The 13,366-nt window shown below is 76.1% G+C and carries 12 protein-coding genes; 6 read left to right on the forward strand and 6 right to left on the reverse strand.

All coding sequences use genetic code 11. The features are described from left to right. The 3 genes from ATM99_RS09880 to ATM99_RS09890 form a co-directional block, all read left to right on the forward strand. On the forward strand, window positions 1-858 hold an 858-nt coding region (locus ATM99_RS09880; protein ID WP_062102760.1), incomplete at its 5' end, for a carbohydrate ABC transporter permease. A 4-nt stretch (window positions 859-862) separates the two neighbouring features. Further along, window positions 863-2,212, forward strand: a complete 1,350-nt coding sequence (locus tag ATM99_RS09885; RefSeq protein ID WP_062102761.1) for an arabinan endo-1,5-alpha-L-arabinosidase — start codon at window positions 863-865, stop codon at window positions 2,210-2,212. 56 nt (window positions 2,213-2,268) lie between these two features. Beyond that, on the forward strand, window positions 2,269-2,898 hold the full coding sequence (locus ATM99_RS09890) for a YesL family protein (RefSeq protein ID WP_062102762.1): 630 nt from the start codon (window positions 2,269-2,271) through the stop codon (window positions 2,896-2,898). Between the two features lie 52 nt (window positions 2,899-2,950). Here the strand turns inward: ATM99_RS09890 and ATM99_RS09895 are convergent, their stop codons facing one another. From ATM99_RS09895 to ATM99_RS09905, 4 genes are all read right to left on the reverse strand, one after another. Continuing rightward, window positions 2,951-3,967: a LacI family DNA-binding transcriptional regulator gene (locus ATM99_RS09895; protein ID WP_062102776.1), complete on the reverse strand. Its 1,017-nt coding sequence runs from the start codon at window positions 3,965-3,967 to the stop codon at window positions 2,951-2,953. Window positions 3,968-4,176: 209 nt separating this feature from the next. Beyond that, entirely contained in the window at window positions 4,177-4,275 is a 99-nt protein-coding gene (locus ATM99_RS18615; RefSeq protein ID WP_003792170.1) for a 30S ribosomal protein bS22, read from the reverse strand. 202 nt (window positions 4,276-4,477) lie between these two features. Then, window positions 4,478-4,714 carry a helix-turn-helix domain-containing protein gene (locus ATM99_RS09900; protein WP_046529063.1) on the reverse strand — a complete coding sequence of 79 codons (237 nt, stop codon included), beginning with the start codon at window positions 4,712-4,714 and terminating at the stop codon, window positions 4,478-4,480. A 181-nt stretch (window positions 4,715-4,895) separates the two neighbouring features. Next, the gene (locus tag ATM99_RS09905) at window positions 4,896-6,104 is read right to left on the reverse strand and encodes an acetoin utilization protein AcuC (protein WP_062102763.1); all 1,209 of its coding nucleotides are present in this window, start codon (window positions 6,102-6,104) and stop codon (window positions 4,896-4,898) included. A 211-nt stretch (window positions 6,105-6,315) separates the two neighbouring features. Between ATM99_RS09905 and ATM99_RS09910 the strand changes: the two genes are divergently transcribed. The 3 genes from ATM99_RS09910 to ATM99_RS09920 are packed head-to-tail and all read left to right on the forward strand — an operon-like array spanning window position 6,316 to window position 9,420. Continuing rightward, window positions 6,316-7,689, forward strand: coding sequence for a TrkH family potassium uptake protein (locus ATM99_RS09910; RefSeq protein WP_062102764.1), 1,374 nt, complete (start codon window positions 6,316-6,318; stop codon window positions 7,687-7,689). Further along, complete coding sequence (locus ATM99_RS09915) at window positions 7,682-8,389, forward strand: TrkA family potassium uptake protein (protein ID WP_082659529.1); 708 nt, start codon at window positions 7,682-7,684, stop codon at window positions 8,387-8,389. The genes ATM99_RS09910 and ATM99_RS09915 overlap by 8 nt, the downstream gene beginning before the upstream one ends. A gap of 47 nt (window positions 8,390-8,436) precedes the next feature. Continuing rightward, window positions 8,437-9,420 carry a PPK2 family polyphosphate kinase gene (locus ATM99_RS09920; RefSeq protein ID WP_082659531.1) on the forward strand — a complete coding sequence of 328 codons (984 nt, stop codon included), beginning with the start codon at window positions 8,437-8,439 and terminating at the stop codon, window positions 9,418-9,420. Window positions 9,421-9,511: 91 nt separating this feature from the next. Here the strand turns inward: ATM99_RS09920 and ATM99_RS19315 are convergent, their stop codons facing one another. Together ATM99_RS19315 and ATM99_RS09930 are read right to left on the reverse strand one after the other, a co-directional pair. After that, window positions 9,512-11,149: a hypothetical protein gene (locus tag ATM99_RS19315; RefSeq protein ID WP_062102765.1), complete on the reverse strand. Its 1,638-nt coding sequence runs from the start codon at window positions 11,147-11,149 to the stop codon at window positions 9,512-9,514. An 85-nt stretch (window positions 11,150-11,234) separates the two neighbouring features. Beyond that, window positions 11,235-13,229, reverse strand: coding sequence for a hypothetical protein (locus tag ATM99_RS09930; protein ID WP_062102766.1), 1,995 nt, complete (start codon window positions 13,227-13,229; stop codon window positions 11,235-11,237). Window positions 13,230-13,366 lie beyond the last annotated feature (137 nt).

Below are 13,366 nucleotides of genomic sequence, written 5' to 3' on the forward strand. Positions count from 1 at the left end.
GCCGCCGCCCCCGCCCGCGGTGCGCGCCGCGAGTCGCGCACCGTCAACGTGATCCTGTTCGTCGTGCTCGCGATCTTCGCGGTCGCGATGGTCGCGCCGCTCGTGTGGATGTTCACGACCGCGATCAAGACCAAGGCGGAGGTGTTCGCGCTGCCGCCCGTGCTGTGGCCGGACCAGCCGCAGTGGGACACGTTCTGGCGCATGTGGAACGAGGCACCGATCCTGTCGGGCTTCCGCAACTCGTTCATCGTCGCGTCCACCGTGACGATCGTCGGCTCGGCGACGTCCGCGATCGCGGCGTTCGCGCTCGCGAAGCTGCGGCTGCCCGGCAAGAACGCGATCTTCCTGGGACTGCTGACGGGCCTCATGGTCCCGTACCCGACGATCATGATCCCGCAGTTCGTGATGTTCTCGCGGCTGCACTGGGTCGACACCCTGCTGCCGCTGATCGTGCCGCTGCTGTTCGGCAACATCATCATGATCTTCTTCATCCGGCAGTACCTCGAGACCGTCCCGGACTCGCTCATCGAGGCCGCGAAGATCGACGGCGCGTCGTACCTGACGATCTTCGGCCGCATGATCGTGCCGATGATCCGGCCCGCCATCGCGGCGCAGTTCATCCTGTGGTTCATGACGATCTGGAACGACTACCTCGCGCCGATCCTCTACCTGAACTCGCCGGGCAAGCAGACGCTGCAGGTCGTCATCGCGAACCTCAACGTCGAGTACGCCACGCAGCGCGACTACCCGCTGATCATGGCGGCGTCGTTCGTCGCGCTGCTGCCGATCCTCGTCGTCTTCCTCGTCTTCCAGCGGCAGATCATCGAGTCCGTCGCGCTCACCGGCACGAAGGGGTAGCGCCGTGACGACCCTCGACCCGGCCGCGGACGTCCTCGACACCACCGGCTGGGGGGCGGAGCACGCCCACGACCCGACCGCGGTGCGCGACGACGACGGCACCTACTGGCTGTTCTCGACCGACGCGTGCTCGGACGGGCCGGTGCGCGGCGGCGTGCAGGTGCGCCGCTCCGACGACCTCGTGACGTGGACGTTCCACGGCTGGGCGCTGCCGGGCGTGCCGCGCACCGCGGCCGACGTGGGGGCGGCCGGGCTGTGGGCGCCCGAGGTGGTGCGCGTGGGCGCGCAGTGGCGCATGTACTGGTCCGCGTCGTCGTTCGGCTCGCGGCGCTCGGCGATCGGCCTGGCGGTGGCCGACCACCCCGCGGGGCCGTGGCACGACCGCGGCCTGGTGGTGACGAGCCCCGCGGTGCCGACGGACGCGACCGGGACGCCGCACGGCGACGGCCCGCCCAACGCGATCGACGCCGCGTACGCGATCGAGACGGCGGACGGGCACGAGCGGCACCGGCTCGCGTACGGCTCGTTCTTCGGCGGCATCCACGCGGTCGAGCTCGACCCGGCCACGGGCCTCCCGCTCGACGCGGGACCGGACGGCGCGGCCGCCGGTCCCGGCGTGCTGCTGGCCCGACGGGCCCCCGAGGTCGAGGGGGCGGTCGAGGGCGCCTACCTGCTCCCCCGCCCGGGCGGCGGCTGGGCGATGCTCGCGTCGTGGGACTCGCTGTTCTCGACGTACCACGTGCGCGCGGCCGTGGCCGAGCACGTCACGGGGCCGTACCGCGACCGGCTCGGCCGCGACCTGCGCGAGCCCGCCGACGACTCCGGCACCGTGGTCCTCGCGAGCCACCGTCTCGCGGGCGGCCCGGGGCTGCGTGCACCCGGCCACGGCGCGGTGCTCACCGAGCCCGCGACGCCGGGGCGCCCCGGCCGGCAGACGTTCGTGCACCACGTGCGCGACGAGGACGCTCCGACGCGGCACCGCGTGCAGGTCCGGCGCCTGGTGTGGACGCACGACGGCTGGCCGCTGGTCTCGCCGCAACCGTGGGCGGGCCCGGCGCGCGAGGTCGACGACGAGTCGACCTGGCCGGCCGACCCGGCCGTGCTGGACGGCCCGTGGGAGGTCCTCGACGTCGGCGCCGACCCGGCAGCGGTGCAGCGCACGCGGACCGCCGAGCTGGCCCTCGAGGACGTGCGCGCGCTCGGCGCCGGCCGCTTCACGGGCCGCTGGGCCGACGGCGCGGCGGTGTCGCTGGTCGCGTTCCCGGGCTGGGACGCCGTGCGCGACGTGGCCGCCCTGCTCGTCGTGGCGCTGGACGAGCGCGGTCGCGTGACCGCGGCGACGCGCCCGGCGTAGGCGGGGCCGGAGCGGGACGAGCGGGACCAGGACGAGCGGGCTGGGAGGATCGGGGCGTGGACGCGCACGGGTGGGCCGCCGGGGTCATGACGGCCCTGCGGTGGGTCGCGCACGTGCTGGCCGTGCAGGCGCTGCTCGTGCTCGGCACGCTCGCGGGCGGCGTGGTGCTCGGGCTCGCGCCCGCGCTCGACGCGGGCGGGCGCGTGCTGGCGCGGCTGCCCGCGGGCGACCCGTCGCCGCACGTCTGGGCCGAGTTCTGGCGCGCGTGGCGGGGCGGGTGGCGACGCGCCAACGTCGTCGCGGCGCCGCTGTGGGGCGTCGGCGCGCTGCTCGCGGTCGACGCGTGGGTCGTGACGGCCGCGGACGGACCCGTGCGGGCCGCGCTCGGGCTCGGCCTCGGGATCGTCGGCGCGTGGACGCTCGTCGTGCTCGCGTACCTGCCGGCCGTGCTGCGGCGGTACTCCGACCCCGCGCCGGCCGCGTGGCGGTTCCTCGCCCTGGCCCCCGCGCTCGGCCCCGGGACGGCGCTCGGCGTGCTCGTCGCGGCCGTCGTGTGGGCGGCGACGTGCTGGGTCGCTCCCCCCGTCGCGGTGCTCGGCGGCCTCGCGGTGCCGCTGCTCGCCGCCGGGTGGCTCGTCGACGTACGGCTCGACCGCCTCGACGCACGCGTGGCCGCGGCGGCCTGAGGCGACGCGGGGACGACGACCCCGGACACGCCGGGTGCGTGCCGTCAGCGCGTCACCCGGCCGCGTGCTCGCCCAGCGTCGACGCGCGCGCGACGATCGAGAAGTCCGCGACGACCTGGCGGTACGGCCGGTCGGCGTCGGGCGCCTCGATGCGCGCGAGCAGCAGGTCCACGGCCGTGGAAGCGATCTCCTCGCGCCCCGGGTGGACGGTCGACAACGTGGGCGAGGAGTACGCCGTCTCCTCGATGTCGTCGAACCCGATCACGGCGACCTGGCCCGGGACGTCGACGCGCCGCTGGTGCAGCGCGTGCAGCGCACCGAGCGCGAGGGCGTCGTTGAGCCCGAAGACGGCGTCGATGCCGAGGTCGGCGTCGAGCAGGCGCCACATCGTCTCCGCACCGGTCGCCCGGTGCCAGAGCCCGGCCTCGCCGATCAGCGCGGGGTCGAACGGCAGACCGTTGTCCTCGAGCGCGGCGGCGTAGCCCTGCACGCGCAGCGCGGCCGACCCGACCGTCTCGCCCGCGTGCGCGCCGACAACCGCGATGCGACGCCGCCCCTGGTCGATCAGGTGCTGCGTGGCGGCCTTCGCGGCCTCGACGTTGCTCATGGTGACGTGGTCGGCGGGGCCGCCGAAGATGCGCTCGCCCAGCAGCACCATCGGGTAGTCGATGCCGTCGAGCTCGTGGACGTCGTCGGGGCCGAGGCCCAGGGGCGAGTAGACGAGGCCGTCGGTGAACTGGCGGCGTGCACCGCGGAGCACCTCGATCTCGCGCTCGCGCACGGCACCGGTCTGCTCGATCAGCACGGTCAGCCCGCGGGCCTCGGCGGCCCGGATGACGGAGTCGGCGAGCTCGGCGAAGTACGGCAGCGAGAGCTCGGGGACCGCGAGCCCGATCAGGCCCGTGCGCCCGCGGCGCAGGTTCCGCGCGGTGACGTTGACCTGGTAGCCCAGGTCGGCGATCGCCTGCTCGACCTTCTCGCGCGTGGACTGACGGATGTACGGGTAGCCGTTGACGACGTTCGACACCGTCTTGATGGAGACGCCGGCCCGTGCGGCCACGTCGTGCATGGTCACGGCACCGCCGCGTCGTCCGTTCACGTGCGTCCTCGTCCTCGTCGCGACCTCGTCGTGCGTCGGGCTGCCGGCCCGCGCGCAGCGTGGCAGACGACCGTCACCCTACATCGTTGTAGAGAGCGGAGGGAAGTCCGGACACACGTCGGGCCCGGTCGTCCGACCGGGCCCGGGGTGCACTGCGCGCCGCGTACGCGGCGCGCGGCTCACTTCTTGTTGCGACGCTGGTGGCGCGTCTTGCGCAGCAGCTTGCGGTGCTTCTTCTTCGCCATGCGCTTGCGACGCTTCTTGATGACGGAGCCCATGTGCGGTCCTCACTCGTGTCCGGTCACGGCCCCGGGAGCCGTGAGTGGTGGTCGATCGACGCGGTGCGCGTTGCTGATCGCCCACGCACGCAGAAGTCCGGGGCCCCACCTTACGCGATCGGGCCCCGCGTCCGCGAACGGCGGTCGCCGTCCGCACGACGCACGCCCGGCTCCGAGCCGGTTCGAGCGCCCGCCCGCGGGGTCAGGACGAGCGACGCTCCTCGTCGACCGCGTGCGTCTCGACCGTCGCCGACGAGCGCAGGTAGGCGTCGAGCGCGTCCTGCGGGACCCGGAACGAGCGCCCCACGCGCACCGCGGGCAGCTCGCCCGCGTGCACCAGCCGGTACACCGTCATGCGCGAGACCCGCATGAGGTCCGCGACCTCGACGACGGTGAGGAACCGCACGCGCCCCTGCGGCCCGCCCTGCGCGTCGCTCATCTCCCGGCCCTCCTGGTGGCCGGGCCCTGCGCCGGCGTCGCGCACCCGAGAACCGGGTGCCGTGTCAACGATAGTGGCGCGTGTGACGCGTGGGGAAGCCGGGACACCCGCACGGCGCAGGGCGCACCCGACCGGCCCAGCGACCGGCCGTGCGGGATCGCCGTGCGGACCCTCGTGCGACTCAGTCCAGCTCCGGGTCGAGCCCCAGCGACGGGAACACCGCCGTGCGCGTCGCCCGCACCGCGCGGTCCACGTCGTCGGCGGGGTCGTAGCCCGCCGCCCACGGCCGGAACGCCGCGCTCGCGTGGTCGGTCATGACGGGCACGGCGTCGCGCCCGTAGCGCTGCTTGACGACGTCGAGCCAGACCTGCGGGACGCGCGTCGCCGGGTCGACTGGCCGGTGCGCCGCGACCCCCAGCAGGTGCGCCCACGTGCGCGGCACGACGTCGAGGATCGCGTACCCGCCGCCGCCCAGCGCGACCCAGCGACCCGCGCTGACCTCGTGCGCGAGGTCGTGCAGCAGCATCGCCGCGACCCGCTGCGCGTCGACCGACACGCGCAGCGTCGCGAGCGGGTCCATGCGGTGCGTGTCGCAGCCGTGCTGCGTGACCAGCACGTCGGGCGCGAACTCGCGGAGCACCGCGGGGACCACCGCCTCGATCGCGCGCAGCCAGCCCGCGTCGTCGGTGTGCGAGGGCAGCGCGACGTTGACCGCCGTGCCGTCCGCACCCGGTCCGCCGGTCTCGCTGGGGTAGCCCGTGCCCGGGAACAGCGCGAACCCGGTCTCGTGCACCGACACCGTCAGCACGCGCGGGTCGTCCCAGAACACGTCCTGCACGCCGTCGCCGTGGTGGGCGTCGACGTCGACGTACGCGACACGCTCGGCGCCCGCGGCCAGCAGCTCGCGGATCGCGACGGCCGCGTCGTTGTACACGCAGAACCCCGACGCCGCGCCGGGCATGGCGTGGTGCAGCCCGCCGCCGACGTTCACGGCGTGGTCGACCTCGCCGCGCCACACCGCCAGCGCCGCGTCGACCGTGCCCTGGACGACGCGCGCCGCGGCCTCGTGCATCTGCGGGAAGACCGGGTCGTCGCGTGTGCCCAGCCCGCGCACCAGGTCCGGCACGCCGTGCTCGGCCGCGGCGTGCACCGCCGCGACGTACTCGGGGTCGTGCACGGTCGTCAGCAGCGCGTCGGGGGCCGCCTGCGCCCCGACCACCTCGACGCCGGGGGCGTCGAGCAGCCCCAGCTGTGCCGCGAGCGCCACGGTCAGGTCGATGCGGTCCGACGTCATGGGGTGGCCGAACCCGAAGTCGTACGCCAGCAGCTCGGTCGACCACACGACGCGCAGGGTGGGGGACGCGCCACGCGTCGCGTCCGGGGCCGTCATGCGCCCACGCTCCCACCGCCGCCGGGCGGGTGTCGACCCGACGGGCCGGGACGCCACCCGTCCGGACCGGTGACGCCGCCGCGTCGTGCGCCGCCCGGCACGTCGTGCGCGTCGCGCGTCACGTGCCGTCGGTGCGTGCACGCCCCCGGCACGTGCCAGAGTGTGCCCCAGGGCACGTGAGTCACACGCGCGAGGCACAGCGGGAGGCGGGATGGCGGCGGGTCCCGGCCTGCTCTGGCGCGCGCGCGAGTACGTCGACCGGTCCGCCCGGCAGTCCCCCGCCCGTCTCGCGCTCGGCGTGTTCGCGCTCGTCATCGCGATCATCACCGTGCTGCTCTCGGCGCCCTGGGCCACCGCGCACGGCGGCCGCGCACCCCTGATCGACGCGCTGTTCACCGCGACGTCCGCGACCACCGTCACCGGGCTCGTCGTCGTGCCCACGGGCGAGTACTGGTCGACGTGGGGTCTGGTCGTCATCCTCGTCGCCATCAAGATCGGCGGGCTCGGGGTCATGACGCTCGCGTCGCTGCTCGGCATGGCCGTGTCGCGGCGCATCGGGCTCACGCAGCGCCTGCTCGTGTCGTCGGAGACCAAGGTGACGCGGCTCGGCGAGGTCGGCTCGCTGGTCCGCACGGTCATCGTCACGTCGACCGTGCTCGAGGTCGCGATCGCGCTCGTGCTGTTCCCGCGGCTCGTCGTCCACAACGAGGCCGTCGGCGAGGCCGCGTGGCACGCGATCTTCTACGCCGTGTCGGCGTTCAACAACGCCGGGTTCGTGCCGACCCCCGAGGGGCTCGCGCCGTTCGTGTCGGACTGGTGGATGCTGCTGCCGATCATCGTCGGCGTCTTCATCGGCTCGCTCGGGTTCCCCGTGATCCTCAACGTCGCCAACCACCTGCGCGAGCCGCGCCGCTGGAGCCTGCACTCCAAGCTGACGATCACCACGAGCCTCGGCCTCGTCGTGTTCGGCTCGGTCGTGGTCGCGGCGTTCGAGTGGACCAACCCTGGCACGTTCCGACCGCTCGACCCCGGCGGGACGGCGCTCGCGTCGCTGTTCGCGGGGGTCATGCCGCGCTCGGGCGGGTTCTCGACCGTCGACGTCGGGCAGATGCACGAGGGCACCTGGCTGCTGCTCGACGCGCTCATGTTCGTCGGCGGCGGGTCCGCGTCCACCGCGGGCGGCATCAAGGTCACGACGCTCGCGGTCATGCTGCTCGCGATCGTCGCCGAGGGGCGCGGCGACCGCGACGTCGAGGCGTTCGGCCGGCGGATCCCCCGCGAGTCGCTGCAGGTCGCCATCGCCGTCGGGTTCGTCTCGGCGACGATCGTGCTCGTGTCGTCGCTGCTGCTGCTGGCGATGACGGGCCTGACGCTGGACCGCGTGCTGTTCGAGGTGATCTCGGCGTTCGCGACCGCGGGCCTGTCGACGGGCATCACGCCCGACCTGCCCACGCCCGCCAAGTACGTCCTCGTCGTGCTCATGTTCATCGGCCGGACCGGCACCATGACGCTTGCGGCGGCGCTCGCGCTGCGCAACCGTCGTCGTGTCATCCGCTACCCGGAGGAGAGACCCATCATTGGCTGAGAGCCTGCGCGCGGGCGGCGGCGAGCCCCGCACGGCGCCGCGCACCCCCAAGAAGGACTCCGGCGTCCTCGTCGTCGGGCTCGGCCGGTTCGGGTCCGCGATCGCGGCGACCCTGGACCGGCTCGGCCAGGACGTGCTCGCGGTCGAGCGCAACCCCGACCTGGTCGCGCAGTGGTCGGGGCGGATCCCGCTCGTCGAGGCCGACGCGGTCAACCCCGACGCGCTCGAGCAGCTCGGCGCGCGCGAGTTCCCCGTGGCCGTCGTCGGCGTCGGCTCGTACCTCGAGGCGTCGGTGCTCATCACCGGCAACCTCGTGGACATCGGCGTGCCGCAGATCTGGGCCAAGGCCATCTCGAGCGAGCACGCGCGCATCCTGCAGCGCATCGGCGCGCACCACGTCGTCCTGCCCGAGGCCGACGCCGGGTCGCGCGTCGCGCACCTGGTCAGCGGCAAGATGCTCGACTACATCGAGGTCGAGGACGGGTTCACCGTCGTGAAGATGCGGCCGCCGAAGGAGACGCAGGGCTTCACGCTCGCGCAGTCCAAGGTGCGCGAGCGCTACGGCGTGACCATCATCGGCGTGAAGTCCCCCGGGATCGACTTCCAGTACGCGACGCCCGAGACCCGCATCTCGGCCAACGACCTGGTGATCGTCGGCGGCCACGCGGACCTGCTCGAGCGGTTCGCCGCGCGGCCCTGACCGACGGCGTCGACCCGGCGACCGCACCAGCAGGGAGGGGCACGCGCATGGCGAAGGCGTCGGGCACGAAGTCGGGCAAGAAGTCGGACAAGAAGTCGGGCAAGAAGTCGGGCAAGAAGTCGAGCAGCAGGTCGAGCGACAAGGCGGGCACGACCTCGGACGCTCCCGCGCCGGCCGACGACCTGACCGCGCGCCGCGACGCCGCGGTCGAGTTGCTGCGCGCCCGGCCCGGGCTGCGCGTGGCCGACGTCGACGCGCGGGCGAAGCCAGGGTTCGACGGCTCACGCACCGACGGCGAGCGTGCGCTCGCGAAGATCGGCGAGGACCTCTCCGACCTGCAGGAACGCCTGTACGCGAACGGCCGCACGGGCGGTGACCGGTCCGTGCTGCTCGTCCTGCAGGGGCTGGACACCGCCGGCAAGGGCGGGATCGTGCGGCACGTGCTGGGCCTGGTCGACCCGCAGGGCGTCGCGCTGCGGTCCTTCGGCGTGCCGACGCCCGAGGAGCGCCGCCACCACTACCTGTGGCGCGTGCGACGCGCGCTGCCGCCCGCGGGCCGGATCGGCGTCTTCGACCGCTCGCACTACGAGGACGTGCTGGTCGCGCGCGTCGACGAGCTCGTGCCGCCCGACGTGTGGCGGGCCCGCTACGACGAGATCAACCGGTTCGAGGCACGCGTCGCCGCGGCGGGCACCACGATCGTCAAGGTCCTGCTGTGGGTGTCCCCCGACGAGCAGTACGCGCGCCTGCACGAGCGGCTCGACCGCCCCGAGAAGCACTGGAAGTACGACCCGTCGGACGTCGACGCGCGCCTGCGCCGGCCCGCGTACGAGGCGGCCTACCAGGACGTGCTCGACCGCACGAGCACCGACGTCGCGCCCTGGTACGTCGTGCCCGCCGATCGCAAGTGGTACGCGCGGCTCGCCGTGAGCGCCCTGCTGCACCGCGCACTGTCCGACCTCGACCTGGGCTGGCCGGCGGCCACCTACGACGTGTCCGCCGAGCGTGCGCGTCTCGAGGCGACGCGCTGACGCGCGGTCGTGCGTCGCCGCCCGGCGGACGACGACGCACGACCCGGGACCGGCCGGCGGGGTGGTCGCCCGCCCCGCCGGCCGGCACCGGTCAGGACGCGTCCGTCGCACCCCGCTGGTGCGGCACCGCGAGGACCGTGCCGGTCCGCGCGACGACCGCGACGTGGTGCGACCGCGCACCGGCCCGGCCTGCGTGGCGCCGCAGCGCGACACCCGCCGTCAGCAGGAGCAGCGCGAGCGGCGCGAGCCACAGCTCCGCGCCCGTGCGCGCGAGCGACGCACGCTCGGACGGAGCGGCGACTGCCGGGAACGCGACGACGGTCGACGCCGTGGTCGACGCGGCCGGGAGCACGAGGGTCCGGCCGACGAGGGTCGTCGCGCCGGTGCCGTCACCGGTCGGGCCGGCGGGGCCCTGCGGACCCGTGGGACCGGTCGGCCCCGTGGGGCCGGTGGGTCCCGTCGGGCCTGTCGGGTCCGTGGGATCCGCCGGGTCCGTCGGGTCCGTCGGGTCCGTCGGGTCCGTCGGGTCCGTCGGGTCCGTCGGGTCCGTGGGATCCGTCGGGTCCGTGGGATCCGTCGGGTCGACCGCGCCGGGCACGGCCCGGGTCACGGTCGCGTCCCCCAGCACGCCGAGCGCGACGCCCGAGACGTCGACGGGCAGCGTCACGGGCAGCGAGACGAGCCCGCCACCCGAGCCCGGGACGGACGCCCCCGGCTCCGCGGCGTCGGCGCCGGGGGCGACCGTCCGGGTCACCGTCGCGTCACCGAGGACGCCCAGCGCGACGCCGTCGACCGTGACGGGCACCGTGACCGGTGCGGCCACCACGGCGTCGTCGCCCGCACCGCCCGGTGCAGACGAGCCCGGTGCGGACGAGCCCGGCGTCCCGGCGCCCGTCACCTCGGCGTCACCCAGCGCGCCGACGGCCACGCCGTCGACCCGCACCGGCGCCGTCACGGGTGCGCTCACGAGCGCACCGCCCGAGCCGTCGCCCGGGGCGGGCCCCGGGGCGGGAGCGGGTGCCGGTGCGGGTGCGGAACCCGTCACCAGCGCGTCCCCCAGGAGGCCGACGGCGAGGCCGGAGACGTCCACGGGGACCGTGACCGGGGCCGAGACGAGCCCGCCGTCGGAGTCCGCCGGCGCGCCGGCGTCCTCCGGGGCGGGAGCGGCGGGCGCGGCGCCCGCGCCCGTCACGCCGGTGCTGGTGGCGTCGCCACCGACGGCGACCGCGACGCCCGCGACGTCGACGGGCACGGTCACGGGCGCCTGCACCGCTGCGGCCTCACCCGAGGTGGGTGCGGGGGCCGCATCGGCCGGCGCGGGCGCCGGCGCGGGCTGAGGCGTCTCGACGACCGTCGCGTCACCCAGCACGGCGACCGCGATCGACGACGCGTCGACGGGCACCGTGACCGGCACCTCGACGAGGGCGGGCGCGGCGGGCGCCTCCGGGCCCGGCGCCGGCGCGGGTGCCGGGTCCGGAGCCGCGGGTGCGGGCTGCGTGACGTCGGCGTCGCCCAGGACGCCGGCCGCGACGCCCGAGACGTCGACGGGGACGGACACGGGGAGGTCGAGCAGCGCACCCTCCCCGGTCGTGGGGTCGGCACCCAGCGTGATGCCGACGTCGAGGATGGTGCCGTCCGAGGGGGCGGCGTGGGCCGCGACGGCCCCGGCGGCCACGAGGCCACCTGCGAGGAGCGCCGTGTGCAGCGCTCGGCGGACGTACGTGTGCATGGTCGTGCTCCTTGCCTGAGAACCGGAGCGCCCGCTCAGGGGCGCGGAGGACGCGTGCCGCACGCGCGGGTGCGGCGCGGTCCGGTCAGGCCGGGCTGTGCGGGACCTCGGGTGCGGGCCCCACGGGGCACGTGTCCTGCTGGGCCACGAGCGTGGCGAGCAGGTGCAGGGACGCCGCGTGCGCGCCGCCCGCGAGGGTCGCGTCGGTCGCGCCGCGGGGGCTCGGGGCGGCACCGGCCGCGCCGGTCGGTGCGGAGGGCGGGGCGGCCGGCACCTCGGTCGGCCCGGGGAGCGGAGCCGCCGGGGCCACGGGCGGGGCGGCGTCGGCGACGGCACCCGCCTCGGACGGAGCGGCGGACGCGTGCGCCGGCGCACCGGACGTGGCCCGCGCGACCTCGGTCGCGGCCGTGCCGGGAGTGGTCGGCACCTGCGGCGCGAGCGGCGCCGGGGCGTCGCTGGCCGGCGCGGGCGCGGCCTGCGGCACCGCCCCGTGCCCGGCCCCGGGCGGGGCGGACGGACCGGCTCCGGGCCCGGCGGGCGTCACGGGTGGGTCGACGCCCGGCGGCGACCACGGCGGCACCGGGACCACCGGCCGCACCACGGGCGCGAGCGGCTCGAGCACCGGCGCGAGCGGACCCAGGACGGGTGCGAGCGGTGTCAGCGCCGGCGACAGGACGGGTGCGAGCGGCCGGGTCACGGGCTCCAGCAGGCACCCGACGGGCGCCAGGGCCTCACCCAGCGGGGCGAGCGGCCCACCCAGCGGGGCCAGGACCTCGCCGACCGGCGCCAGTGCGTCACCGACCGGCGCGAGCACGGTCGCGACCGGGGCGAGGACCTCGCCGACGGGCCCGGTCACCGCCCCCACGGGCGTGAGCGCCCCGGTGACGGGCGCGAGCTGCTCGGTCACGGGCAGGACCGGCCCGGCGACCACGGGGGCCGTCTCCCCCAGCGCGGCGGCGACCGGGGCGACCGCCGGCGCCGCGGCGTCCGCGAGCGTCGCCACGGCCGGTGCGACGGCCGGCACGACCGGCGCGCTCGCGGCCACGGGCACCACGTCCACGGGCTGCGGGGCGGCGGCCGGCGCCACCGGGGCCGCGGGCTCCGCGGCGGGCGGTGCGGCGACCGACGGGGTGGCCCCCGTCCGGGGCGCCGCGACGCCGCTGTCCGCGACGGCGCCGCGCGCCGCGAGCTCGCGCAGCTGACGCCGGGTCAGCTGGACCGGGGCGCCGTCGCCGCCGACCGTCGGGAGCGGCCCCGTGAGCACGGGCGTCCAGTCCGGCTCGGGGCCCCGGCGCGCGCGACGCACGTCGCGGACGAGCAGACCGACCGCGAGCAGCACGAGGAGCGTGCCGACGCTCACGCCCGGCCACAGCCACGGGGTGGTGACGACCTGCGGCCACGCCAACGAGATCCGCGGAGCGCTCCCGTCCTTGCTGACGGCGAGCACCGTCCACCGGCCCGGCTGCTGCGTCCACGTCAGCTCGGCGTCGCCGTCGCCGGACGCCTCGAGCACCCACATGTCCGAGCCCGTCGGGTCGGGGACGGCCGCGTCGGCCGCGGGCTGCGGCGCGGCGTCCGCCTCGCCCTCCGGCGCAGCGTCACCCTCCGGTGCGGCCGCTGCCTCGGGCGCCGCCTCACCCTCCGGCGCGGCTGCATCCTCGGGTGCCGCCTCACCCTCCGGCGCGGCTCCCTCCTCGGGTGCCGTCTCACCCTCCGGCGCCGCCTCGCCCTCGGGTGCGGGGGACGTCTCCGGTGCGGCCGCGGCGACGTCGTCGGCCGCCAGCTCGTGCCACCCGGTCAGGCCCGTGACGCGCTGGTGGGCGTCGGCGCCCACCCAGCCGTCGACGTCGGTGTCGCGGCCGACGGCGAGGACGACCGGTCCGTCGGCCTCGACGCGGACCGTCACCTCGGTCGCGGCGAGCTCGAGCACACCCGGCTCGGTGACGACGATCGGCTCGTCAGCGCGCAGCTGCGCGACGAGGACGTCGTCGGCGCGCCACAGCGTCGCCGAGGCGACGCCGAGCGCGATCACCACCGCACCGGCGAGCCCGACGAGGGCGACGACAAGTCGCTTGAGCACGCGCAGTCCTCTCCGCAGACGAACGATCCAGGATAGGCGGACCAGGCGCCTCGGGCCGAACCGGGGCGGATCCGACTCCCGCTCCCGCCCACGATCGTGACGGGGCGTCCATGGGACGTCCACATCGCCCCCGCGGC

The sequence above is a fragment of the Cellulomonas sp. B6 genome, assembly GCF_001462455.1.
Lineage (GTDB): Bacteria > Actinomycetota > Actinomycetes > Actinomycetales > Cellulomonadaceae > Cellulomonas.